Raw genomic sequence first — 21531 nt, 5'->3', positions numbered from 1 at the left:
GTCCTGATGGATTTCGTACTCGATCTGCTCGCCACCGTGTCACGATGGGGCCGAGGCAACCTTTCGGAGATTTCCCTGGCCTTGGTAGGCTGCGTGCTGGTGTTGTTTGGCGCCGATGTGAAGGCGTGGGCCGAGGGCCGTCTGGGCTCGCTTTCGGGCGCGCTGCGAGTACCACTGATTGCCCTGATGTGCGTGATCGGCAGTGGCGCGGCATTGATCTATGCCACGCCCTGGGTGCTGAAGGGGTTGAGCCAGTTCAACAACTACAGCCTGGCGCCGGTGCTGTTGGTGGTGCTTGTGCTGCTAGGGATTGTCGCTGATCGCAAGTGATGCGTGAGCCATGCGGGCCTCTTCGCGGGCAGAGGGCTCGCCGCCCGCCCCGCTCCCACAAGGTGGGTTTTGTGCAAGCCCCTGTGGGAGCGGGCTCTGCCCGCGAAGAGGCCCGCCAGACCACTACATAACCCTCAGTCAACCCTCTCGAACTTCAAATCCCAAACCCCATGCCCGAGCCGCTCGCCGCGGCGTTCGAACTTGGTGACCGGCCGCTCGGCCGGACGCGGTACGCAGCCACCGTCGGCCGCCTGGTTGCGGTAACCGGGCGCCACGTTCATGACTTCCAGCATGTACTCGGCATAGGGCTCCCAATCGGTCGCCATGTGCAGCACACCCCCCACCTTGAGCTTGCTGCGGACCAGCTCGGCGAACGCCGGCTGGACGATGCGCCGCTTGTGATGGCGCGCCTTGTGCCAAGGATCCGGGAAGAACAGCAGCAGGCGATCCAGGCTGTTGTCGGCCACACACTGCTTGAGCACTTCGATGGCATCGCAGTCGTAGACCCGCAGGTTTTTCAGACCTTGAGTCAGCACGCCGTTGAGCAGTGCGCCAACGCCGGGACGGTGCACCTCCACGCCGATGAAATCCAGTTCCGGCGAGGCCGCTGCCATCTCCAGCAGCGAATGGCCCATGCCGAAACCGATTTCCAGGGTGCGCGGGGCACTGCGACCGAACACCTGGTCGAAGTCCGTCGGTGCGTCGGTCAGCGGCAGCACGAACAACGGCTTGCCTTGGTCAAGGCCGCGTTGCTGGCCTTCGGTCATGCGCCCAGCGCGCATCACGAAGCTCTTGATAGCACGGTGCTGGCGCGGTTCGCCTTCGTCGGCCGTTGGCGTTTCTTGCGAGTCAGTCATCGGGGGCTCTTACTTGATCAGACCATCCAGCGGCGAAGAGGCGCTGGCATAGAGTTTTTTCGGCATGCGACCGGCCAGATAGGCCATGCGCCCGGCAATGATGGCGTGCTTCATGGCTGCGCCCATCATGATCGGATCCTGCGCGTGGGCGATGGCCGAGTTCATCAGCACGGCCTCACAGCCCAGTTCCATGGCAATGGTGGCATCGGACGCAGTACCCACGCCGGCATCCACCAGCACGGGCACCTTGGCTTCTTCCAGAATGATCTGCAGGTTGTATGGATTGCAGATGCCCAGGCCCGTGCCGATCAGGCCAGCCAGCGGCATGACCGCGATGCAGCCGATCTCGGCCAGTTGGCGGGCAATGATCGGATCGTCGCTGGTGTAGACCATCACATCGAAACCGTCCTTGACCAGCACTTCGGCGGCCTTGAGGGTTTCGATCACATTGGGGAACAGCGTCTTCTGGTCGGCCAGGACTTCCAGCTTGACCAGGTTGTGACCGTCGAGCAGCTCGCGGGCCAGGCGGCAGGTGCGCACCGCTTCCACGGCGTCATAGCAGCCAGCGGTGTTGGGCAGAATGGTGTAGCGATCCGGCGGCAGCACGTCGAGCAGGTTCGGCTCGCCAGGGTTCTGGCCGATATTGGTGCGGCGCACGGCAACCGTGACGATCTCGGCACCCGAAGCCTCGATGGCCAGGCGGGTCTGCTCCAGGTCGCGGTACTTGCCGGTGCCGACCAGAAGGCGCGACTCGAAGGTGCGACCGGCCAGGGTGAATGGCTTGTCAATGCGAGCATTGCTCATCGGAATTCCTCTGCTGAGGTAAAGATACGGACGTGGAAGGTGCTGGCGACTCGATCAGCCGCCGCCGATGGCGTGAACCACCTCGATCTGGTCACCTTCGCCCAGTACGGTGTCACCGTGCTGGCTGCGCGGGACGATGTCCTGGTTCAGCTCGACGGCGACGCGACGCCCGACCAGTTCGAGGCGGGCAAGCAGCCCGGCAACGGTTTCGCCGTCGGGGAGTTCGAAAGGGTCGCCGTTCAATTGAATGCGCATGCGGTCGGCAGCCATCATTTTTTGGGGGTCGTTATTCTAGCCCGATCGCCGAGGATTCCCAAGGCCAAGCCGACCACGCGCGCGATCAACCCAGGCGCCAGGCCATCAGGCCCAGGCACAGCCACCCGGCCAGCAGGGCCAGACCGCCGAACGGGGTGACGATACCCAGCTTGCTGAAGCCGGTCAGGGTCAACAGGTAGAGGCTGCCCGAGAACAGGACGATGCCCAGACAGAACAGCGCGCCTGCCCACCCTACCAGACGCCCTGGCACATGGACGCTGAGCAGCGCGACGCCGAACAATGCCAGGGTGTGGATAAGTTGGTAGCTGACGCCAGTCTGGAAAATGGCCAGGTAATCGGCGCTCAGCCGGTTCTTCAACCCGTGTGCGGCAAACGCGCCGAGCGCCACACCGGTGAAGCCGAAGAACGCGGCCAGCATCATGAACGTACGCAGCATCCAGGTTTGTCCTCATAAAGCCGTGTTGCATCGCAGGGTCTGTATAATGGCCCCCTCACCCGGCCAGGCCAAGCCCTTCATGCTGCAATCCCTTTTCCGTCGTCTGTGCAAGGCACTGCTCTGGTTTGTCGCCGCAAGTGTGGCTCTGGTGGTGATCTTTCGCTTCATCCCGCCGCCGGGCACCATGCTCATGGTCGAACGCAAGATCGAGTCCTGGGCCGACGGTCAGCCAATCGATCTGCAGCGAGACTGGCAATCCTGGGCGAATATTTCCGACGATCTGAAGGTGGCGGTCATCGCCGGTGAAGATCAACGCTTTGCCGAGCACTGGGGGTTCGATATCGCCGCCATCCGCGCAGCCTTCGCCCATAACGAGGAAGGCGGTTCATTGCGCGGTGCCAGCACCCTGAGCCAGCAAGTGGCGAAGAACGTATTCCTCTGGTCGGGGCGCAGTTGGCTGCGCAAGGGCCTGGAAGCCTGGTTCACCGGATTGATCGAAATCTTCTGGTCCAAGCAGCGCATCCTCGAGGTCTACCTCAACAGCGCCGAATGGGACGACGGTGTGTTCGGCGCGCAAGCAGCGGCGCGCCATCATTTCGGCGTTGACGCGGCGCGGTTGTCCCAGCAGCAAGCCAGCCTGCTCGCCGCCGTACTGCCCAATCCGCGCAACTGGAGCGCCAGTCGGCCCAGCCCCTACGTGAGCCGTCGCGCTGGCTGGATTCGTCAGCAGATGGGTCAATTGGGCGGCCATGACTACCTCCTGCGCCTTGACCAGCCACGCCCCGCACCCTGGGCCGATTAGGCCGCGATCACGCCCTGCCAGACAACAAAAAGCCCCGAACCAGTCGGGGCTTTTGCATGCAGCGCGTCAACGGCTCACATCAGGCAGCGATAGAGACCTTCAGCTTGTTCATCGCGCTTTTTTCCAACTGACGAATACGCTCGGCCGACACGTTGTACTTCTCGGCCAACTCGTGCAGCGTCGCCTTTTCCTCGGCAAGCCAGCGCTGGTAGAGAATGTCGCGGCTGCGATCGTCCAGCACCTGCAGAGCTTCGTGCAGGTTGGTATTGGAGTTGTCGCTCCAGTCGGCGTCTTCGAGCTGACGCGCCGGATCGTAGCGATGATCTTCCAGGTAGTTGGCTGGCGATTGGAACGCGCTGTCGTCGTCGGCTTCGGCAGCCGGATCGAAGGCCATGTCATGGCCGGTCAGACGGCTTTCCATTTCGCGTACTTCACGCGGCTCCACGCCCAGGCTTTCGGCCACACGGTGGACTTCTTCGTTGTTCAGCCAGGCCAGACGCTTCTTCTGGCTGCGCAGGTTGAAGAACAGCTTGCGCTGGGCCTTGGTGGTCGCCACTTTGACGATACGCCAGTTGCGCAGGATGAACTCGTGGATTTCAGCCTTGATCCAGTGCACGGCGAACGACACCAGGCGCACACCCATTTCAGGGTTGAAACGCTTCACGGCCTTCATCAGGCCGACGTTGCCTTCCTGGATAAGGTCGGCTTGAGCCAGGCCGTAGCCCGAATAGCTGCGTGCGATATGCACGACGAAACGCAGGTGAGCGAGCACCATCTGCCGAGCCGCTCCAAGATCCTGCTCATAGTAGAGACTCTCGGCCAGTTCACGCTCCTGCTCGGGCGTCAGCAAGGGAATGCTGTTCACCGTATGCACATAGGCTTCCAGGTTCGCACCCGGGACCAGCGCATAAGCAGGTTGCAAAGAAGTGGTCATACGAAAAAACCTCCGACTCACATGACTCGTGCCCGTAGGCACTGCGAAAAATAGACCGGGAACCAGTTGACAAGTTCCCTATGACGCTTTAACGGTCCATGACAATAAAGTTAACTCAACTACACACTCAAAGAGCCTACATAGGTACTGCACAGATACTGCGGGCTAACGCGGCGCCAGTTCGCGCAGGTGCCGCCAGACCGCAATCCATGCACCGATATACCCTAACAATACCGCGCCTAGCAAGAGCGACAATCCGTCCGCCACAGGTACACCGCCCAGGGCGAAGTCACTGCCGTACAAGCCGGACAATCCAGTGACCGCATCGTTGAGCCAATCCAGGCCGAAGGCCAGGATGCCCCAGGCGAAAATGCCTGCACCGAAGCCGTACAGCGCACCCATGTACAGAAACGGCCGACGCACATAGCTGTCCGTGCCGCCTACCAATTTGATGACCTCGATTTCGATGCGGCGGTTCTCGATATGCAGACGAATGGTGTTGCCGATCACCAGCAACAACGCTGAAACCAGCAGCAGGGTCAGACCGAAGACGAATCGATCACCCAGCTTCAGAATGGCTGCGAGCCGCTCTACCCATACCAGATCAAGCTGCGCCTGCTGCACCTTCGGCAACTCGGCGAGCTGCTGGCGCAGGCTCTCCAACGCAGCCTTGTCGATCTCCAGAGGCGTCACTACCACCACGCCGGGCAGCGGGTTTTCAGGCAGCTCCTTGAGCGCCTCGCCCAGCCCGGACTGCTGCTGGAACTCACTCAGCGCCTGCTCGCGGCTGACGAACTCGGCCTGGGCCACGCCCGACAGCCCCTTGATCTGGGTCACCAACGCCTGGCCTTCCCGCTCGCCGGCGTCGAGGTCCAGGTACAGCGAAATCTGCGCCGCACGCTGCCAGGAACCGCCCAGACGCTCGACGTTCTTGAGCAGCAGGGACAGCCCCATGGGCAAACTCAGGGCCACCGCCATGACCAGGCAGGTAAAGAAACTGCCGATCGGCTGCTTGCCCAGACGGCGCAGGCTGTCGGTCCAACTGGCCCGATGGCTTTCGATCCAGGCGCGCAGCAGGCTGCTGAAATCCGGCCCGTCATCGTCGTCATTGCGACGTTTCTTCGGCTTCTGCGGTTGGGGCTCGCCTCCCTTGGGCGCTACCCGGTCCGCGACCTTGGGACTGCGTGTCGCACTCATTGTCCTGCCTCTCCGTCACCGATCAGACGCCCACGCTGCAAAGTCAGCATGCGATGACGCATGCGCGCGATCAGCGCCAGATCGTGGCTGGCAATCAAGACGCTGGTGCCAAGCCGGTTGATGTCTTCGAAGACCCCCATGATCTCGGCCGCCAGACGCGGATCGAGGTTGCCGGTAGGTTCATCGGCGAGCAGCAAGGCTGGCTGATGGACGATGGCGCGGGCAATGCCCACACGCTGTTGCTGGCCCGTGGACAAGTCGCCGGGGTACAGCTCGGCCTTGTCCGCCAGCGCCACACGCTCCAGCGCCGAATCGACCTTCTTGGCGATTTCCGGCTTGCTCAGGCCAAGGATCTGCAGCGGCAGGGCGATGTTGTTGAACACCGTGCGATCGAACAATAACTGGTGATTCTGAAACACCACGCCGATCTGCCGACGCAGGAACGGAATCTGCGCGTTGGTGATCTGCCCCAGGTCCTGGCCGGCCAGCAGCAGCTTGCCGCTGGTGGGTCGCTCCATCGCGAGCAACAGACGCAGCAGGGTACTTTTGCCCGCGCCGGAATGACCGGTAACGAACAGGAATTCGCCACGCCGGACCCGAAAGCTCAGTTCATGCAGACCGACATGGCCATTGGGGTAGCGCTTGGCAACCTGTTCGAATCGAATCATGAAGGCTCCCGCTCGGCGAACAATGCCTGGACGAAGGGTTCTGCCTCGAAGGTGCGCAGGTCGTCGATACCTTCCCCCACGCCGATGTAGCGGATGGGCAAACCGAACTGCTTGGCCAGGGCGAAGATCACCCCACCCTTGGCGGTACCGTCGAGCTTGGTCAGGGCCAGGCCGGTCAGGGCCACCGTCTGGTTGAACTGCTTGGCCTGGTTGATCGCGTTCTGCCCGGTGCCGGCATCGAGCACCAGCAGCACTTCGTGCGGCGCCTGCTCGTCGAGCTTGCCCATCACGCGGCGGACCTTTTTCAGCTCTTCCATCAGGTTGTCTTTGGTATGCAGACGGCCGGCAGTGTCGGCGATCAACACGTCGATGCCGCGCGACTTGGCAGCCTGCACGGCGTCGAAGATGACCGAAGCGGAATCGGCGCCGGTGTGCTGGGCGATGACCGGGATCTTGTTGCGCTCGCCCCACACCTGCAGTTGCTCCACAGCCGCGGCACGGAACGTGTCGCCCGCCGCCAGCATGACTTTCTTGCCTTCGAGCTGCAGCTTCTTGGCCAGCTTGCCGATGGTGGTGGTCTTGCCGGCGCCGTTGACGCCCACTACCAGAATCACGAACGGCTGGTGCTCGGCCTTGATCACCAGCGGTTGCTCGACCGGACGCAACAGTGCCGTCAGCTCACCTTGCAGCGCCTTGTACAAAGCGGCGGCATCGGTGAGCTCCTTGCGCGCGACCTTGCGGGTCAGGCTCTGGATGATCACCGAGGTGGCTTCGACACCGACGTCGGCGGTCAGCAGGCGGGTTTCCAGTTCTTCGAGCAGATCGTCATCGATGATCTTGCTGCCCAGAAACAGGCTGGCCATGCCTTCGCCGAGGCTGGCGCTGGTCTTGGCCAAGCCCTGCTTGAGACGCGCGAAGAAGCCGGTCCTGGCCTGCCCTGCAGGTTGCGAGGCAACGACGGCAGGGGGCGATGCTTCGATAACGGGCGGCACGATGGTTGCCACAGGCGCTGGAGCCGGAGCTGGAGCAGGTGCCGGGGCTGGTGCGCTGGGCGCTGCAGGAGCAAGTGGCGGAACAGGAGCGGCAACCGGCTCTGCCGCGGCTGGGGCCGACACTTCCGGCCGTGGGGCGATGGCCGGCGGTGTCTGCGGCGCATCGTCCTCGACCAGCGCCACCGGTTCCTCGGGCACCGGCAGCACCAACCCGTGCGCAACGGGCTGCTCGGTTGGCGTCGGTACGGGCTCAGGTTCGGCTTCGGTCTTGGGCGGCAGCACCGGCTCCGGGGCGAGCGCCACGGCGGCTTGCGCAGCCGTCTCGGCTTCGGTCCGCAGCTCCTGGGCCTCGGGGGTCGGTGGCGGTTCGGCGACAGGTGTCTGCGGCTTCTTGCGCAGCCATCCGAACAGGCCTTTCTTTTCACCGGCCGGGGCCGGGGTCTTTTTGTCGTCGTTGGAACCAAACATGGAAGACGGCTATCTCAAGGTAGCGACACGCCAGGCGGCTTGTCGGAAAAAATTCGAAGACGCAACACAGACTGCTTTTACGCCGGCTCGTTCACGCGCAACATTTTGTCGAGTTGCCCGGGCAGGTTCATGCCAACCAGGCATGGCCCCCAGCGAACCGGATCAGTATCCTAGCACCTCCTCGCCCGTAGACGCTAAGGCCAAGCGGGTAGCTCTCAAGGTTCTGAATCCCATGAATGTCCTCGCCCGCCGCGCTGCAGGCCTGCTGCTCTGCACGCTCAGCCTGCCCTTGGCAGCTTTTGCCGCCGATACACAGCCCACGCACGAATTCACCCTGGACAACGGCCTCAAGGTCATCGTGCGCGAGGACCACCGCGCCCCGGTGGTGGTGTCCCAGATCTGGTACAAGGTCGGTTCCAGCTACGAAACGCCGGGCCAGACCGGCCTGTCCCACGCGCTCGAACACATGATGTTCAAGGGCACCGAAAAACTGGGCCCCGGTGAAGGCTCGCGCATCCTGCGCGACCTCGGCGCCGAGGAAAACGCCTTCACCAGCGACGACTACACCGCCTATTACGAAGTGCTGGCCAAGGACCGCCTGGCCGTGGCGTTCGACCTCGAAGCCGACCGCATGGCCAGCCTGAGCCTGCCCGCCGAAGAATTCGCGCGTGAAATCGAAGTCATCAAGGAAGAACGCCGCCTGCGCACCGACGACAAGCCCAGCGCCAAGGCCTACGAGATGTTCAAGGCCATGGCCTTCCCGGCCAGTGGCTACCACACGCCCACCATCGGCTGGATGGCTGACCTCGATCGCATGAAGGTCGAAGAGCTGCGCCACTGGTACCAGGCCTGGTACGTGCCCAACAACGCCACTCTGGTGGTGGTGGGCGACGTCCAGCCTGACGAGGTGAAGGCGCTGGCTCAACGTTTCTTCGGCAACATCGCCAGCCGTGCCACGCCACCGGCGAAGATCCCGCTGGAACTGGCCACCCCTGGCCAGCGCCTTGCCACATTGCATGTGCGCACCCAACTGCCGAGCCTGATGTACGGTTTCAACGTTCCGGCCCTGGCCACTGCCGACAAGCCGCGTGATGTCCAGGCCTTGCGGTTGATCTCGGCATTGCTCGACGGTGGCTACAGTGCACGCATGGCGACACGCCTGGAGCGCGGCCAGGAGCTGATTTCCAGCGGCGGCGCCCAGTACGACCCTTTCACCCGCGGCGACAGCCTGTTCTTCATTTCCGCAACCGCCAACGCGCAGAAGAAAAAGACCCTGGCCGATGTCGAGAAAGGCATCTGGAAGCTGCTCGATGAGCTCAAGACCACGCCGCCCTCGGCCGAGGAGCTCGAGCGCGTGCGGGCCCAGGTCATCGCCGATCTGGTCTACAGCCGCGACTCCATCAGCAGCCAGGCCACCACCATCGGCATGCTGGAAACCGTGGGGCTGTCGTGGAAGCTGATGGACAGCGAACTCGAAGATCTCAAGAGCGTGACGCCGCAGGACATCCAGAGCGCCGCCCGTACCTATTTCACCCGCGATCGCCTGAGCATCGCCCACGTTCTGCCCGAGGAAGCCGCTCATGAGTGAGCCCATCACCCCCCGTCGCCTCCTGGCTGGCTCGACCCTTCTGGTGCTGGCCGGCTGGCTCGTGACTTTCGGAGCCCAGGCCGCAGACACTGCCAGCGCCAGCCAACCCGCGCGCGGCCTGCAATCGGTGAGCGAGTTGGGCAACACCGCCCCCAGCCATCGCCGCCTGGACATCCAGAACTGGACAACCGCCGAAGGCGCCAAGGTCTTGTTCGTCGAAGCTCACGAATTGCCGATGTTCGATCTGCGCCTGACTTTCGCCGCCGGTAGCAGTCAGGATCAGAACCACCCTGGCATCGCTCTGCTGACCAACGCCATGCTCAACGAAGGCGTGGCCGGCAAGGACGTCAGCGCCATCGCCCAAGGCTTCGAGGGCCTGGGCGCGGACTTCTCCAACGGTGCCTATCGCGACATGGCCGTGGCCTCGTTGCGCAGCCTCAGCGACACCGACAAGCGCACCCCGGCCCTCAAGCTGTTCGCCGAAGTCGTCGGCAAGCCGACCTTTCCGGCCGATGCGCTGGCTCGCATCAAGAACCAACTGCTCGCCGGCTTCGAGTTCCAGAAGCAGAACCCCGCCAAGCTGGCCAGCAACGAGCTGTTCACACGCCTGTATGGCAGCCACCCGTATGCACACCCCAGCGAAGGCGACGCCAAGAGCCTGCCCGGCCTGAGCATCGAACAGATGCGTGCCTTCCATAAGCGTGCCTATGCTGCCGGCAATGCGGTCATCGCCATCGTCGGCGACCTGTCGCGAAACGAAGCCGAGCAGATCGCCGCACAAGTCTCCAGCGCCCTGCCCAAGGGCCCTGCCCTGGCCAAGCCGGCACAGCCAGCCGTGCCCGCGGCTGGCGTGACCCACATCGACTTTCCGTCCAAGCAGACGCAGATGTTCATTGCGCAGCTGGGCATCGATCGCAAGGATCCGGATTTCGCCGCGCTGTCCATGGGCAACCAGATCCTTGGGGGTGGCGCGTTCGGTACGCGGCTGATGAGCGAAGTCCGGGAGAAACGCGGCCTGACCTACGGCGTCTACTCGGCTTTCACCCCGATGCAGGTCCGTGGACCGTTCATGATCAACTTGCAGACCCGCGCCGAACTCGGCGATGGCACCCTGAAGCTGGTGCAGGACATCCTGCGCGACTACCTCAAGACCGGCCCTACTCAGGAAGAACTGGACAACGCCAAGCGTGAACAGGCCGGCAGCTTCCCGCTGTCCAATGCCAGCAATGCGAGCATCGTTGCGCAGCTAGGTGCCACCGGGTTCTATGACATGCCGCTGACCTGGATGGAAGACTTCCTGCAGCAGTCACAGGCGCTGACCGTGGAGCAGGTGAAAACCGCGATGAACAAACACCTGGATGCCGATAAACTGGTGATCGTCACGGCTGGCCCCAAGGTTGCGCAGCAACCCTTGCCGGCCCCCACGGACAAACCCTCCGAGCAACCGCTCGGCGTACCGGAGCATTGATGGCCAGCGTCAAACCCAAGCAACCCCATGGTGGCCAAGGTCACCTGCGCATCATCGGTGGCCAGTGGCGCAGCCGCAAGCTGGGCTTCCCGGAAGCACCCGGCCTGCGCCCAACGCCTGATCGGGTGCGCGAAACGCTGTTCAACTGGCTGGCAGCGCACATCGAAGGTGCCAAGGTGCTGGATGCCTTCACCGGCAGTGGTGCCCTGTACCTCGAAGCGCTGTCCCGTGGCGCCAGCATGGCATTGGCGCTGGATGCCAATGCCACCGCCATTTCCAGCCTTCGGCACAATCTGGACCTGCTCGGTTGCGCCACGGGCCAGTTGCTGCAAAGCGATGCGTTGAAGTACCTGGAAACCCAGACTCCGAGCGCATTCGATCTGGTATTCCTCGACCCACCCTTCCACCAGAACCTGCTGCCGGCGACCTGCACGCTGCTGGAAGAAAAAGGCTGGCTGGCAGAGCGCGCCTGGATCTACACCGAGAGCGAGACACCGCCTTCGGCCTTGCAGATGCCGGCTACCTGGCGCTTGCACCGCGAGAAGAAAGCCGGGCAGGTCTACTACTCCCTGTGGCAGCGTGGCTGACACCGGCTTGTCAGGGCATTCATGTTGAACGCAGCGCATCCTCGCTTTCGCCCAGCCCTCGGGCTGGGCAACCCACACCTGCAGACGTTGTGGGGCCCCTTGTGGCGCAAGCAACCGGCGTTGCCGCGCGAGCGCGAGCGTCTGTGGCTGGCGGACGGTGATTTCGTCGACCTCGACTGGCACGGCCCCCACACACCCCACGCCCCGTTGGTGGTGGTACTGCACGGGCTGACCGGATCATCCAACTCGCCCTACGTCGCCGGCCTGCAAAGGCAATTGGGCGAGTACGGGTGTGCAAGCGTGGCGGTCAACTGGCGCGGCTGCTCCGGCGAGCCCAACCTGCTCGCGCAAAGCTACCATTCGGGCGCCAGCGAAGACCTCCAGCACGTACTCGATCACCTGGGCGCACAGAGACCCCAGGCGCCGCTGTTCGCCGTGGGCTACTCATTGGGCGGCAACATTCTGCTCAAGCACCTGGGCGAAAGCGGGCTGAACAGCCCGTTGCAGGCGGCCGTGGCGGTCTCTGTGCCGTTTCGCCTGGATCAGTGCGCCGACCGCATGACCCAAGGTTTCTCCAAGGTGTACCAGGCCCATTTCATGCGCGCCATGCTCGCCTACCTGACCGACAAGCGCAGTCGCTTCCAGCAGGAAGGCCATCACGAAGGGCTGGCGGCGCTGGAGGCGCTTGGGTCACTGCAGGGCATCAAGACCTTCTGGGACTTCGATGGCCAGGTCACGGCGCCGCTGCACGGTTTCAAGGACGCGCACGACTACTATCGACGCTCTTCGAGTCGGTACTACCTGGGTGGCATTGCAAAACCCACGTTGATCATCCAGGCGCAGGACGATCCATTCGTGTTCACCCACAGCCTGCCGACCGCCGAAGAGATGTCGCCCTGCATAGAATTCGAACTGCATGCACGGGGCGGACATGTCGGTTTCGTCGAGGGCAGCCTGCGCCAACCCGGCTATTACCTGGAGCGGCGCATACCGCAATGGCTGAATCAGTGGATCGAGTTCATGAGCCCTTCTGCACAGGTCGCTGCGGATCGGTGATCCAGTCGCTCCAGGAGCCTGCATACAGTGTCGCCAACGGGTAACCGGCCAGGGCCATGGCGAACAGGTTGTGGCAGGCGGTGACGCCGGAACCGCAATAAGCCACCGCCTGTTCCGCGGTCCGGCCCTGCAATTGGGCGGCGAAGCGCTCACGCAATTGCGCTGGCGGCAGGAAGCGGCCATCGGGCCCCAGGTTTTCGGTGAAGGCCGCACACTGCGCACCGGGGATATGCCCGGCGACAGGATCGATGGGCTCCACCTCGCCCAGAAATCTGGGCAACGCGCGTGCATCCAGCAAGGTCAACTGTGGATCTTCCAGGCGTGCCTGCAGATCGGTCGCATCGACCACCCGTGCGCCATCCGGTGTGCCGACAAAATCGCCGGGCTCAGTGGGCGCAGCATCCAGGCTCAAGGGCAGCCCGGCGGCGTGCCAGGCGGCCAGCCCACCATCGAGCAGAAAGACGCCATCGCGCTTGCCCAGCCAGGTCAGCAGCCACCACGCCCGCGCCGCATAGGCGCCGGGCCCGTCGTCATAGACGACGACTTTGCTGTCTGCATCGATGCCCCAGCGCTGCAACCGTTCCTGCAAGTGTGCAGGTTCGGGCAACGGATGACGCCCGGTCACGCCCTTGATCACCGGCGCACTGAGGTCGCGGCCCAGGTCGGCGAAATGGGCACCGGCGATATGGCCTTCGGCATAGCTGCGCTGGCCATAGTCGGCGTCTTCGAGGCTGTAGCGGCAGTCCAGCAGGACCCATTCGGGGGAGTCGAGGTGTTCGGCGAGTGCTTGCGGGCTGATCAGTTGCGCGAGGGGCATGAAGGACTCCAGCGGTGAATGAATGATGGACTTGCCCTTCGCTGGAACAGCTCAGACAGCATCCATCGCGGCATGATTCACTGTAGCAGCAGGCACGTCGGCGCACGCGGCACACCTGGCCTGCCCGTCATCCTACCGCGGACGCGCGCGTACCGCGACAGCGTGCCACAGGCGATCACCCTTGCATTGCGCCCACGATGCAGGCTTGGCCGACCTCTCCGGCTGCGATACCATCGCACTCCCCAACCGATTCCCGCCAGGACGCCGTGATGAACCGAGTGTTGTACCCAGGTACCTTCGACCCGATCACCAAGGGTCACGGTGATCTGGTCGAACGCGCTTCGCGCCTGTTCGATCACGTGATCATCGCGGTCGCCGCGAGCCCCAAGAAGAATCCGTTGTTCGCCCTCGAACAACGCGTGGAGTTGGCGCGCGAAGTGACACGGCACTTGCCGAACGTCGAAGTCGTCGGTTTCTCGACCCTGCTCGCGCACTTCGCCAAGGAGCAGAACGCCAACGTGCTGCTGCGTGGCCTGCGAGCGGTGTCCGATTTCGAATACGAGTTCCAGTTGGCCAACATGAACCGGCAATTGGCGCCGGACGTGGAAAGCCTGTTCCTCACGCCTTCGGAACGCTATTCCTTCATTTCTTCGACGCTGGTGCGAGAAATCGCCGCGCTGGGCGGAGACATCACCAAGTTCGTTCACCCGGCCGTGGCTGAGGCCTTGACCCAGCGCTTCAGCAAGAAGTAGGCATCCGGTGTTGCGCCCGCGTGCACTGCGGGCGCTAATGCGGCACAATTGCGGCCATTGGTTTTCACATGCCTGGGCCGCAGTCTCGGGCCGGAGTTTTCATGTCCCTGATCATCACCGACGATTGCATCAATTGCGACGTCTGCGAACCCGAGTGCCCGAACGCTGCCATTTCCCAGGGGGAGGAGATCTACGTGATCGATCCCAACCTGTGTACCCAGTGCGTAGGCCACTACGACGAGCCACAGTGTCAGCAGGTCTGCCCGGTGGATTGCATTCCACTGGACGAAGCGCACCCTGAATCCCAGGAACAGCTGATGGCTAAGTACCGCCAGATCACTGGCAAGCACTGAGTTCCCATGCCAATGCCTGGCTTAATTGCCGGCGTTGTTATAGCCGCTCTGCGTGCAGCCCAGACAACGCACGAACGCTGCCTTGCCTGGATCCACCACCAGGGCCTTGCCGCTGGCCCCGACGTTGCCACCGGCTGCGGTGAACGGTAAAGAGATCACGAAAAGACCTGCGCCCACGATGGTGGCGGCGACCAGCAACGGCCGTGCGATCAGCAGGTCGCCGATCATGGCGTAGGCCGGAGGATTCTGGATCTGGTAGGTCGGGTCACCGCTGCTTGCGCTCATGCTCGAGTCGGCAGCGATGGCCGGCACGGCGTGCAGGCCGAAACTGACGATCAGCGCCAGCGACAGGGTTCGAAACAGGTTCATGGCACAATCCTTCTGCTCACGTGGGCGACTGCGATTTGCGATGCGGTAACTATATCAGTTGCTCGGGATTGTGCAGGACAGGGGCGAGCCGCTTCTTGAAGAGCCGAAGGCTTGGCTATCCCTGCCCCTCTCGACACCGTCCGTGCAGCACCGTCATTTCTGGCAACGCGGGCAATACACGCTGGCACGTTGGCCCAGCTTGACCTCGCGCAGGGTGGTACCGCAGACCTTGCACAGCTGCCCACCGCGACCATAGACGAACAACTCCTGCTGGAAGTAGCCCGGCTGGCCATCCCCGCCGATGAAATCACGCAACGTGGTGCCGCCGCGCTCGATCGCATAGGTCAGGATGCGTTTGATCTCGACCGCCAGGCGCAGGTAGCGGGCACGGGATATGCCCCCTGCCGCGCGGCGCGGATCGATACCGGCGGCGAACAGCGCTTCGGTCGCGTAGATATTGCCCACACCCACGACCACGGCGTTGTCCATGATGAACGGCTTGACCGCCATGCTGCGCCCACGCGACAGCTGGAACAGCCTTTCGCCGTCGAACAGCTCGGTCAACGGCTCGGGGCCCAGGCGCAGGAGCAGTTCGTGGTTTAGCGGATCCTGGCTCCAGAGCATGGCGCCGAAGCGCCGAGGATCGGTATAGCGCAAGGCCATGCCCGACTCCAGCTCGATATCGACGTGCTCGTGCTTGAGCGCCGGCAAGCCGGCTTCGACCAGGCGCAGATTGCCCGACATCCCCAAATGGCTGATCAAGGTACCCACTTCGGCGTTGATCAGCAGGTACTTGGCCCGCCGCTCGACCGCCACGATCCGTTGCCCGGACAGGCGCGCATCCAGGTCTTCGGGAATCGGCCAGCGCAAGCGTCGATCGCGCACGATGACGCGGCTCACACGCTGCCCTTCCAGGTGCGGGGCGATGCCGCGACGGGTGGTTTCTACTTCGGGTAATTCAGGCATGGGGCTCCTGACTGGAAACGCGGATCGATAGGCAAGCATGCCCCAGGCTCGACGCCTCGGACAGCGCGGATTCTAACCGCTGCGGCCCCTAGCGCCCACCGTGCGCGGCGGGTCATTTGTCGAATCCTCCATTCGAGGCCGGGACCAAAGGGGTATACTCCCGCTCTTTTTTACCCGGAGCGACTTCATGTCCCTGCCCAGCCTTCGCCTCAAAGCCAACGCCGACCGCCGCCTGCGCGCCGGCCACCTGTGGGTCTACAGCAACGAGATCGACGTGGCCGCGACCCCGCTGAACGGTTTCCAGGCGGGCGACCAGGCCATTCTCGAAGCGGCCGGCGGCAAGCCTCTGGGCATCGTCGCACTGAGCCCGAACAACCTGATCTGCGCCCGCCTGCTGTCGCGCGACGTCAAGCTGAGCCTGGACAAGTCGTTGCTGGTGCATCGCCTAAACGTCTGCCTGTCGTTGCGCGAGCGGCTGTTCGACAAGCCGTTCTATCGCCTGGTGTACGGTGATTCCGACCTGCTGCCGGGCCTGGTCGTGGATCGCTTCGGCGACATTCTGGTGGTGCAGCTCGCTTCGGCCACCATGGAACGCTACAAGGCCGATGTCATGGCCGCGCTGATCCAGGTGATCAAGCCCAGCGGTATTCTGTTCAAGAACGATTCCGCCGCCCGCGATGCCGAAGGCCTGGAGCGCTACGTGGAAAGCGCGTTCGGCGTGGTCCCGGAGTGGGTCGCTTTGGAAGAGAACGGCGTGAAGTTCGAAGCCCCCGTGATGGAAGGCCAGAAGACCGGCTGGTTCTACGACCACCGCATGAACCGCGCGCGCCTGGCGCCGTACGTCAAGGGCAAGCGCGTGCTCGACCTGTTCAGCTACATCGGCGGTTGGGGCGTGCAGGCCGGCGCATTCGGCGCCAGCGAAGTGTTCTGCGTCGACGCTTCGGGCTTCGCCCTCGATGGCGTCGAGCGCAATGCCGCGCTCAATGGCTTCGCCGAGAAAGTCACCTGCGTGGAAGGCGACGTGTTCGAGGCCTTGAAAGAACTCAAGGCCGCCGAAGAGCGCTTCGACGTGATCGTCGCCGACCCACCTGCGTTCATCAAGCGCAAGAAGGACTTGAAGAACGGCGAAGGCGCCTACCGCCGCCTCAACGAGCAAGCCATGCGCCTGCTCAGCAAGGACGGCATCCTGGTCAGCGCTTCGTGCTCCATGCACCTGCCCGAGGACGACCTGCAGAACATCCTGCTGACCAGCGCCCGCCACCTGGACCGCAACATCCAACTGCTGGAACGCGGCGGCCAAGGCCCGGACCATCCGGTGCATCCAGCGATTCCGGAAACGCGGTACATCAAGAGCATTACGTGCCGGTTGTTGCCCAACAGCTGATGCAACGGCGCTTTTAACGCGGCTCGCGCCGCTGGTACAGGGAATTGTGTCGCCCGTGGGAGCGGTCATCGGCCGCGAAAAGGACGACGCGCACTCGCTGATGCACCGCGGCGCCTGGTTCGCGGCCACGGACCGCTCCTACGGATAATCAAGAGGGCCTGCCCGCGTCAGGCCCTACTGGCGATTACTTGCCCTGCCCCACGTTCCATCCTTCCCCCATGGGTGTAGAATCGCCCTACTCTTCGCCAATCATCCCCCGGCGGGTTTATGAGCTCGGCCGTACGCGTGGCGATCCCGCAGCGTTACCGGCCTCATCCGCAAGCACGGCAACACACCGACCGAGCGTGCCGCGGACCAGGAAAAGCTCACTCCCTCACTGAAACCCGATTAGCCGCCCGGAGTCGTTCCATGCCTGACTATCGCTCGAAAACATCCACCCACGGCCGCAACATGGCCGGTGCCCGCGCGCTGTGGCGCGCCACTGGCATGAAGGATGACGATTTCAAGAAGCCGATCATCGCCATCGCCAACTCGTTCACCCAGTTCGTACCGGGCCATGTGCACCTCAAGGACCTGGGTCAGCTGGTTGCACGCGAGATCGAGCGCGCGGGTGGCGTGGCCAAGGAATTCAACACGATTGCGGTGGACGACGGCATCGCCATGGGCCACGACGGGATGCTGTATTCCCTGCCCAGCCGCGAGATCATCGCCGACTCGGTCGAGTACATGGTCAACGCTCACTGCGCCGACGCCATCGTGTGCATCTCCAACTGCGACAAGATCACCCCGGGCATGCTGATGGCCGCCTTGCGCCTGAACGTGCCGGTGATCTTCGTTTCCGGCGGGCCGATGGAAGCCGGCAAGACCAAACTGGCCAGCCATGGCCTGGACCTGGTCGACGCCATGGTGATCGCCGCCGACGCCACCGCTTCGGATGAAAAGGTCGCCGAGTACGAGCGCAGCGCCTGCCCTACCTGCGGTTCGTGCTCGGGCATGTTCACCGCCAACTCGATGAACTGCCTGACCGAAGCCCTGGGCCTGGCCCTGCCGGGCAACGGTTCCACACTGGCGACCCACAGCGACCGCGAGCAGCTGTTCCTGCAGGCCGGCCGTACCATCGTCGAGTTGTGCAAACGCTACTACGGCGAGAACGACGAATCGGTGCTGCCGCGCAACATCGCCAACTTCAAGGCGTTCGAAAACGCCATGATGCTGGACATCGCCATGGGCGGTTCGACCAACACCATCCTGCACCTGCTGGCCGCAGCCCAGGAAGCCGAGATTGATTTCGACCTGCGCGACATCGATCGTCTGTCGCGCAGCGTGCCGCAGCTGTGCAAGGTGGCGCCGAACATCCAGAAATACCACATGGAAGACGTGCACCGTGCCGGTGGCATCTTCAGCATCCTCGGTTCGCTGGCCCGTGGCGGCCTGCTGCACACCGACCTGCCAACCGTGCACAGCCGCAGCATGGCCGAAGCCATCGCCAAGTGGGACATCACCCAGACCACCGACGAAGCGGTGCATCACTTCTTCAAGGCGGGCCCGGCGGGCATTCCGACACAAACCGCATTCAGCCAGTCGACACGCTGGGACACGCTGGACGACGACCGCGAGAACGGCTGCATCCGCAGCTTCGAACATGCCTACTCTCAGGAAGGCGGCCTGGCCGTGCTCTACGGCAACATCGCGCTGGACGGTTGCGTGGTGAAAACCGCCGGTGTGGATGAGTCGATCCATGTGTTCGAAGGCAATGCCAAGATCTTCGAAAGCCAGGACAGCGCGGTGCGCGGCATCCTTGCCGACGAAGTGAAGGCCGGTGACATCGTGATCATTCGCTACGAAGGCCCCAAGGGTGGCCCGGGCATGCAGGAGATGCTGTATCCCACCTCCTACCTGAAATCCAAGGGCCTGGGCAAAGCCTGCGCATTGCTGACCGACGGCCGTTTCTCGGGCGGTACCTCGGGCCTGTCCATCGGTCACGCTTCGCCTGAGGCAGCCGCCGGTGGGGCCATCGGTCTGGTGCAGGACGGCGACAAGGTGCTGATCGACATCCCCAATCGCTCGATCAACCTGCTGGTGGACGATGCCGAGTTGGCAGCCCGTCGTGCCGAGCAGGACAAGAAGGGCTGGAAGCCGGTCGAGGTGCGTCCACGCAAGGTGACCACCGCGCTCAAGGCCTACGCCCTACTGGCCACCAGCGCTGACAAAGGTGCCGTGCGCAACAAGGCGATGCTCGACGGGCTGTAAGCACACGCCGTTTCATGGCTATGGGTGGGTCTTCACAGCGCTAGTGTGGAGATCCACTCCAGGCCTTGGAAATGTGCCTGGCGCTTATTCCAAAAATACCTAAGCATCTTCCATTCCGGTATTAATCGGCTTTCGATTCAAGGTGTTAGCATCCGCGATTGACCAGCGCCCGCAGAGGTGCGGTCCTTCATTTTCCGGAGCTGACATGAACCTGCCCCTCTTGTTGAATCTGCTGATCTTCGCAGCGCTGCTGCTGGGTTTGGCACAAACGCGTCGCACCGATTGGAGCCTGGCCAAGAAGGTCCTGCTGGGTCTGGGTCTGGGCGTGCTGTTCGGTATTGGCCTGCACACCGTCTACGGCGCCGGGCACCCCGTGCTCAAGAGCACCATCGGCTGGCTGGAACTGGTCGGCAACGGCTATGTGCAGTTGCTGCAGATGATCGTCATGCCGTTGATTTTCGCGTCCATCCTCAGCGCCGTGGCGCGTCTGCACAACGCATCCTCGCTGGGCAAGATCAGCTTCCTGACCATCGGCACGCTGCTGTTCACCACCGCCATCGCCGCGCTGATCGGCATCGGCCTGACCAACCTGTTCGGCCTGACCGCCGAAGGCCTGGTGGCCGGGACTCAGGAAGCTGCGCGTCTGGCCACGATCCAGAGCGATTACGCGGGCAAGGTCGCCGACCTCAACGTGCCGCAACTGTTGCTGTCGTTCATTCCCCAGAACCCTTTCGCCGACCTGGCGCGAGCCAAGCCTACCTCGATCATCAGCGTGGTGATCTTCGCTGCGTTCCTCGGGATGGCGGCACTGCAACTGCTCAAGGACGATGCGGACAAGGGCACGAAAGTGCTCGGCGCGATCGACGTGCTGCAAGCCTGGGTGATGCGCCTGGTGCGCCTGGTGATGAAGCTGACGCCCTATGGTGTGCTGGCCCTGATGGCCAAGGTGGTGGCCAGCTCCAACGTGCAGGACATCGTCAAGCTGGGCAGTTTCGTGGTGGTGTCGTACATCGGCCTGGCGCTGATGTTCGCAGTGCACGGGCTGCTGCTGAGCCTGGCTGGGGTCAACCCGCTGCGGTTTTTCCGCAAGGTGTGGCCGGTGCTGACCTTCGCCTTCACCAGCCGCTCCAGTGCGGCAACCATTCCACTGAGCATCGAAGCGCAGACCCGGCGTCTGGGCGTGCCTCAGGCCATTGCCAGCTTCGCGGCATCGTTCGGCGCGACGATCGGCCAGAACGGTTGCGCCGGTCTTTATCCGGCCATGCTGGCGGTGATGGTCGCGCCCACGGTTGGGATCAATCCACTGGATCCGCTGTGGATCGCCACGTTGGTGGGCATCGTCACCCTGAGTTCGGCCGGTGTGGCCGGGGTCGGCGGCGGCGCGACGTTCGCAGCGTTGATCGTGCTGCCGGCCATGGGCTTGCCGGTCACCTTGGTGGCGCTGTTGATTTCAGTCGAACCGTTGATCGACATGGGCCGCACCGCCCTGAACGTGAGCGGTTCGATGGCGGCGGGCACCATCACCAGCCAGGTGATGGGTCAGACCGACAAGGCGCTGCTGGCGGCCGATGAGCACAAGGAGCTGGCCTCGGCCTAACCAGTGTTGCCTGTTCGCGGGTGCCTTCTGGTAAAGGCAGCGCGAACAGGCAACCCGATCACCTGCGTTCCCACACCTCGAACGCATAGGCCGGTTTGTCATCGACCGCTTCGTTCGCCACGCTCGACACCTTTTGCCACTGGTTCTCGTCGAACTTGGGAAACCAGGCGTCCCCTTCCGGCTGCAAGGCGACTCGCGTCAAGTACAGGCGGTCCGCCTGAGCAAGGCCCAGCTCGTACAGCTGAGCACCACCGATGAGCATTACCTCGTCCGCGCCCTGTTCGTGAGCCCAGGCTTCGGCCCGCTCGATGGCCGCGTCCAGCGAAGCGAACACTTCCGCACCCGGCAAGTCGAGATCCGGCTGGCGGCTGACCACCAGGTTCAGACGGCCGGGCAGTGGTCGGCCCAGCGAATCCCAGGTCTTGCGACCCATGATGATCGGCTTGCCCAGGGTGGTGGCCTTGAAATACTTGAAATCGCCCGGCAGGTGCCAGGGCATGCTGTTGTCGATGCCGATCACGCGGTTCTCGGCGAGTGCCGCGATCAGGCTTAAAGGGAGAGATGTCTTCATGGCCGGCAG

The 21531-nt window shown here is 63.4% G+C and carries 23 protein-coding genes; 11 read left to right on the top strand and 12 right to left on the bottom strand.

The features are described 5' to 3' along the window. Positions 1-6 precede the first annotated feature (6 nt). Positions 7-330, top strand: coding sequence for a DUF3392 domain-containing protein (locus AC788_RS16695; RefSeq protein ID WP_043191527.1), 324 nt, complete (start codon positions 7-9; stop codon positions 328-330). Between the two features lie 134 nt (positions 331-464). On the opposite strand, the gene trmB is transcribed toward AC788_RS16695, so the two are convergent. From trmB to AC788_RS16675, 4 genes are all read right to left on the bottom strand, one after another. Next, positions 465-1187 (bottom strand): tRNA (guanosine(46)-N7)-methyltransferase TrmB, encoded by a 723-nt coding sequence (trmB, locus tag AC788_RS16690; protein WP_049861689.1) that lies wholly within the window; start codon positions 1185-1187, stop codon positions 465-467. A gap of 9 nt (positions 1188-1196) precedes the next feature. Then, entirely contained in the window at positions 1197-1991 is a 795-nt protein-coding gene (locus AC788_RS16685) for a thiazole synthase (RefSeq protein WP_043191531.1), read from the bottom strand. Between the two features lie 54 nt (positions 1992-2045). Next, positions 2046-2246 carry a sulfur carrier protein ThiS gene (gene thiS / locus AC788_RS16680; protein WP_049861744.1) on the bottom strand — a complete coding sequence of 67 codons (201 nt, stop codon included), beginning with the start codon at positions 2244-2246 and terminating at the stop codon, positions 2046-2048. Positions 2247-2331: 85 nt separating this feature from the next. Next, a complete protein-coding gene (locus AC788_RS16675) occupies positions 2332-2703 on the bottom strand; it encodes a DUF423 domain-containing protein (protein WP_049861688.1) in 372 nt (123 codons plus the stop codon). Between the two features lie 46 nt (positions 2704-2749). On the opposite strand from AC788_RS16675, the gene mtgA reads away from it, so the two are divergent. After that, entirely contained in the window at positions 2750-3505 is a 756-nt protein-coding gene (mtgA, locus tag AC788_RS16670) for a monofunctional biosynthetic peptidoglycan transglycosylase (protein ID WP_049861687.1), read from the top strand. A gap of 79 nt (positions 3506-3584) precedes the next feature. Here the strand turns inward: mtgA and rpoH are convergent, their stop codons facing one another. The 4 genes from rpoH to ftsY all read right to left on the bottom strand — a co-directional run bounded on the left by rpoH (position 3585) and on the right by ftsY (position 7764). Then, positions 3585-4439, bottom strand: coding sequence for an RNA polymerase sigma factor RpoH (gene rpoH / locus AC788_RS16665; RefSeq protein ID WP_043191535.1), 855 nt, complete (start codon positions 4437-4439; stop codon positions 3585-3587). A gap of 165 nt (positions 4440-4604) precedes the next feature. Beyond that, positions 4605-5636 (bottom strand): permease-like cell division protein FtsX, encoded by a 1032-nt coding sequence (gene ftsX / locus AC788_RS16660; RefSeq protein ID WP_049861686.1) that lies wholly within the window; start codon positions 5634-5636, stop codon positions 4605-4607. Continuing rightward, the gene (gene ftsE, locus AC788_RS16655; RefSeq protein ID WP_043191541.1) at positions 5633-6304 is read right to left on the bottom strand and encodes a cell division ATP-binding protein FtsE; all 672 of its coding nucleotides are present in this window, start codon (positions 6302-6304) and stop codon (positions 5633-5635) included. Before ftsE ends, ftsX begins: the two co-directional genes overlap by 4 nt. After that, positions 6301-7764: a signal recognition particle-docking protein FtsY gene (ftsY, locus tag AC788_RS16650; protein ID WP_049861685.1), complete on the bottom strand. Its 1464-nt coding sequence runs from the start codon at positions 7762-7764 to the stop codon at positions 6301-6303. Before ftsY ends, ftsE begins: the two co-directional genes overlap by 4 nt. Before the next feature lie 232 nt (positions 7765-7996). Between ftsY and AC788_RS16645 the strand changes: the two genes are divergently transcribed. Genes AC788_RS16645 through AC788_RS16630 form a run of 4 tightly spaced genes read left to right on the top strand, consistent with a single transcriptional unit; the run spans position 7997 to position 12463 of the window. Next, positions 7997-9352 (top strand): M16 family metallopeptidase, encoded by a 1356-nt coding sequence (locus tag AC788_RS16645; RefSeq protein ID WP_049861684.1) that lies wholly within the window; start codon positions 7997-7999, stop codon positions 9350-9352. Next, positions 9345-10820 (top strand): M16 family metallopeptidase, encoded by a 1476-nt coding sequence (locus AC788_RS16640; RefSeq protein ID WP_049861683.1) that lies wholly within the window; start codon positions 9345-9347, stop codon positions 10818-10820. The genes AC788_RS16645 and AC788_RS16640 overlap by 8 nt, the downstream gene beginning before the upstream one ends. After that, positions 10820-11407, top strand: a complete 588-nt coding sequence (rsmD, locus tag AC788_RS16635) for a 16S rRNA (guanine(966)-N(2))-methyltransferase RsmD (RefSeq protein ID WP_049861682.1) — start codon at positions 10820-10822, stop codon at positions 11405-11407. Before AC788_RS16640 ends, rsmD begins: the two co-directional genes overlap by 1 nt. A 21-nt stretch (positions 11408-11428) precedes the next feature. After that, a complete protein-coding gene (locus AC788_RS16630; protein WP_049861681.1) occupies positions 11429-12463 on the top strand; it encodes a hydrolase in 1035 nt (344 codons plus the stop codon). Here AC788_RS16630 and AC788_RS16625 read toward each other — a convergent pair. Beyond that, positions 12426-13280: a sulfurtransferase gene (locus AC788_RS16625; protein ID WP_049861680.1), complete on the bottom strand. Its 855-nt coding sequence runs from the start codon at positions 13278-13280 to the stop codon at positions 12426-12428. The genes AC788_RS16630 and AC788_RS16625 overlap by 38 nt on opposite strands. Positions 13281-13549: 269 nt before the next feature. Between AC788_RS16625 and coaD the strand changes: the two genes are divergently transcribed. Both coaD and AC788_RS16615 read left to right on the top strand, forming a co-directional pair. After that, positions 13550-14032 (top strand): pantetheine-phosphate adenylyltransferase, encoded by a 483-nt coding sequence (gene coaD / locus AC788_RS16620; protein ID WP_049861679.1) that lies wholly within the window; start codon positions 13550-13552, stop codon positions 14030-14032. 101 nt (positions 14033-14133) lie between these two features. After that, on the top strand, positions 14134-14385 hold the full coding sequence (locus tag AC788_RS16615) for a YfhL family 4Fe-4S dicluster ferredoxin (protein ID WP_049861678.1): 252 nt from the start codon (positions 14134-14136) through the stop codon (positions 14383-14385). A 21-nt stretch (positions 14386-14406) separates the two neighbouring features. Here the strand turns inward: AC788_RS16615 and AC788_RS16610 are convergent, their stop codons facing one another. Together AC788_RS16610 and mutM are read right to left on the bottom strand one after the other, a co-directional pair. Continuing rightward, complete coding sequence (locus AC788_RS16610) at positions 14407-14754, bottom strand: hypothetical protein (RefSeq protein ID WP_049861677.1); 348 nt, start codon at positions 14752-14754, stop codon at positions 14407-14409. Positions 14755-14907: 153 nt separating this feature from the next. Beyond that, a complete protein-coding gene (mutM, locus tag AC788_RS16605; protein ID WP_049861676.1) occupies positions 14908-15720 on the bottom strand; it encodes a bifunctional DNA-formamidopyrimidine glycosylase/DNA-(apurinic or apyrimidinic site) lyase in 813 nt (270 codons plus the stop codon). Between the two features lie 187 nt (positions 15721-15907). Between mutM and AC788_RS16600 the strand changes: the two genes are divergently transcribed. The 3 genes from AC788_RS16600 to AC788_RS16590 all read left to right on the top strand — a co-directional run bounded on the left by AC788_RS16600 (position 15908) and on the right by AC788_RS16590 (position 20951). Next, a complete protein-coding gene (locus AC788_RS16600) occupies positions 15908-17104 on the top strand; it encodes a class I SAM-dependent rRNA methyltransferase (protein ID WP_049861675.1) in 1197 nt (398 codons plus the stop codon). A 408-nt stretch (positions 17105-17512) separates the two neighbouring features. Continuing rightward, positions 17513-19354, top strand: coding sequence for a dihydroxy-acid dehydratase (gene ilvD / locus AC788_RS16595; protein ID WP_049861674.1), 1842 nt, complete (start codon positions 17513-17515; stop codon positions 19352-19354). 205 nt (positions 19355-19559) lie between these two features. Then, positions 19560-20951, top strand: coding sequence for an L-cystine transporter (locus tag AC788_RS16590; RefSeq protein WP_049861673.1), 1392 nt, complete (start codon positions 19560-19562; stop codon positions 20949-20951). Between the two features lie 58 nt (positions 20952-21009). Here AC788_RS16590 and AC788_RS16585 read toward each other — a convergent pair whose 3' ends face one another. Continuing rightward, positions 21010-21522 carry a dihydrofolate reductase gene (locus AC788_RS16585; protein ID WP_049861672.1) on the bottom strand — a complete coding sequence of 171 codons (513 nt, stop codon included), beginning with the start codon at positions 21520-21522 and terminating at the stop codon, positions 21010-21012. Positions 21523-21531: the final 9 nt, after the last annotated feature.

The sequence above is a fragment of the Pseudomonas sp. RIT-PI-a genome (assembly GCF_001187875.1).
GTDB lineage: Bacteria > Pseudomonadota > Gammaproteobacteria > Pseudomonadales > Pseudomonadaceae > Aquipseudomonas > Aquipseudomonas coleopterorum.
This window is presented reverse-complemented; position numbering and strand designations above follow the sequence as displayed.

What these genes read in the sequence shown, in the direction of transcription:
- trmB (WP_049861689.1), bottom strand. Translation starts at nt 1,187, where the DNA reads ATGACTGACTCGCAAGAAACGCCAACGGCCGACGAAGGCGAACCGCGC.
- ilvD (WP_049861674.1), top strand. Translation starts at nt 17,513, where the DNA reads ATGCCTGACTATCGCTCGAAAACATCCACCCACGGCCGCAACATGGCC.
- AC788_RS16585 (WP_049861672.1), bottom strand. Translation starts at nt 21,522, where the DNA reads ATGAAGACATCTCTCCCTTTAAGCCTGATCGCGGCACTCGCCGAGAAC.
- ftsY (WP_049861685.1), bottom strand. Translation starts at nt 7,764, where the DNA reads ATGTTTGGTTCCAACGACGACAAAAAGACCCCGGCCCCGGCCGGTGAA.
- ftsX (WP_049861686.1), bottom strand. Translation starts at nt 5,636, where the DNA reads ATGAGTGCGACACGCAGTCCCAAGGTCGCGGACCGGGTAGCGCCCAAG.
- AC788_RS16685 (WP_043191531.1), bottom strand. Translation starts at nt 1,991, where the DNA reads ATGAGCAATGCTCGCATTGACAAGCCATTCACCCTGGCCGGTCGCACC.
- rsmD (WP_049861682.1), top strand. Translation starts at nt 10,820, where the DNA reads ATGGCCAGCGTCAAACCCAAGCAACCCCATGGTGGCCAAGGTCACCTG.
- rpoH (WP_043191535.1), bottom strand. Translation starts at nt 4,439, where the DNA reads ATGACCACTTCTTTGCAACCTGCTTATGCGCTGGTCCCGGGTGCGAAC.
- AC788_RS16600 (WP_049861675.1), top strand. Translation starts at nt 15,908, where the DNA reads ATGTCCCTGCCCAGCCTTCGCCTCAAAGCCAACGCCGACCGCCGCCTG.
- AC788_RS16590 (WP_049861673.1), top strand. Translation starts at nt 19,560, where the DNA reads ATGAACCTGCCCCTCTTGTTGAATCTGCTGATCTTCGCAGCGCTGCTG.
- AC788_RS16675 (WP_049861688.1), bottom strand. Translation starts at nt 2,703, where the DNA reads ATGCTGCGTACGTTCATGATGCTGGCCGCGTTCTTCGGCTTCACCGGT.
- AC788_RS16695 (WP_043191527.1), top strand. Translation starts at nt 7, where the DNA reads ATGGATTTCGTACTCGATCTGCTCGCCACCGTGTCACGATGGGGCCGA.
- AC788_RS16615 (WP_049861678.1), top strand. Translation starts at nt 14,134, where the DNA reads ATGTCCCTGATCATCACCGACGATTGCATCAATTGCGACGTCTGCGAA.
- coaD (WP_049861679.1), top strand. Translation starts at nt 13,550, where the DNA reads ATGAACCGAGTGTTGTACCCAGGTACCTTCGACCCGATCACCAAGGGT.
- thiS (WP_049861744.1), bottom strand. Translation starts at nt 2,246, where the DNA reads ATGCGCATTCAATTGAACGGCGACCCTTTCGAACTCCCCGACGGCGAA.
- AC788_RS16645 (WP_049861684.1), top strand. Translation starts at nt 7,997, where the DNA reads ATGAATGTCCTCGCCCGCCGCGCTGCAGGCCTGCTGCTCTGCACGCTC.
- AC788_RS16625 (WP_049861680.1), bottom strand. Translation starts at nt 13,280, where the DNA reads ATGCCCCTCGCGCAACTGATCAGCCCGCAAGCACTCGCCGAACACCTC.
- mtgA (WP_049861687.1), top strand. Translation starts at nt 2,750, where the DNA reads ATGGCCCCCTCACCCGGCCAGGCCAAGCCCTTCATGCTGCAATCCCTT.
- mutM (WP_049861676.1), bottom strand. Translation starts at nt 15,720, where the DNA reads ATGCCTGAATTACCCGAAGTAGAAACCACCCGTCGCGGCATCGCCCCG.
- AC788_RS16640 (WP_049861683.1), top strand. Translation starts at nt 9,345, where the DNA reads ATGAGTGAGCCCATCACCCCCCGTCGCCTCCTGGCTGGCTCGACCCTT.
- ftsE (WP_043191541.1), bottom strand. Translation starts at nt 6,304, where the DNA reads ATGATTCGATTCGAACAGGTTGCCAAGCGCTACCCCAATGGCCATGTC.
- AC788_RS16630 (WP_049861681.1), top strand. Translation starts at nt 11,429, where the DNA reads ATGTTGAACGCAGCGCATCCTCGCTTTCGCCCAGCCCTCGGGCTGGGC.
- AC788_RS16610 (WP_049861677.1), bottom strand. Translation starts at nt 14,754, where the DNA reads ATGAACCTGTTTCGAACCCTGTCGCTGGCGCTGATCGTCAGTTTCGGC.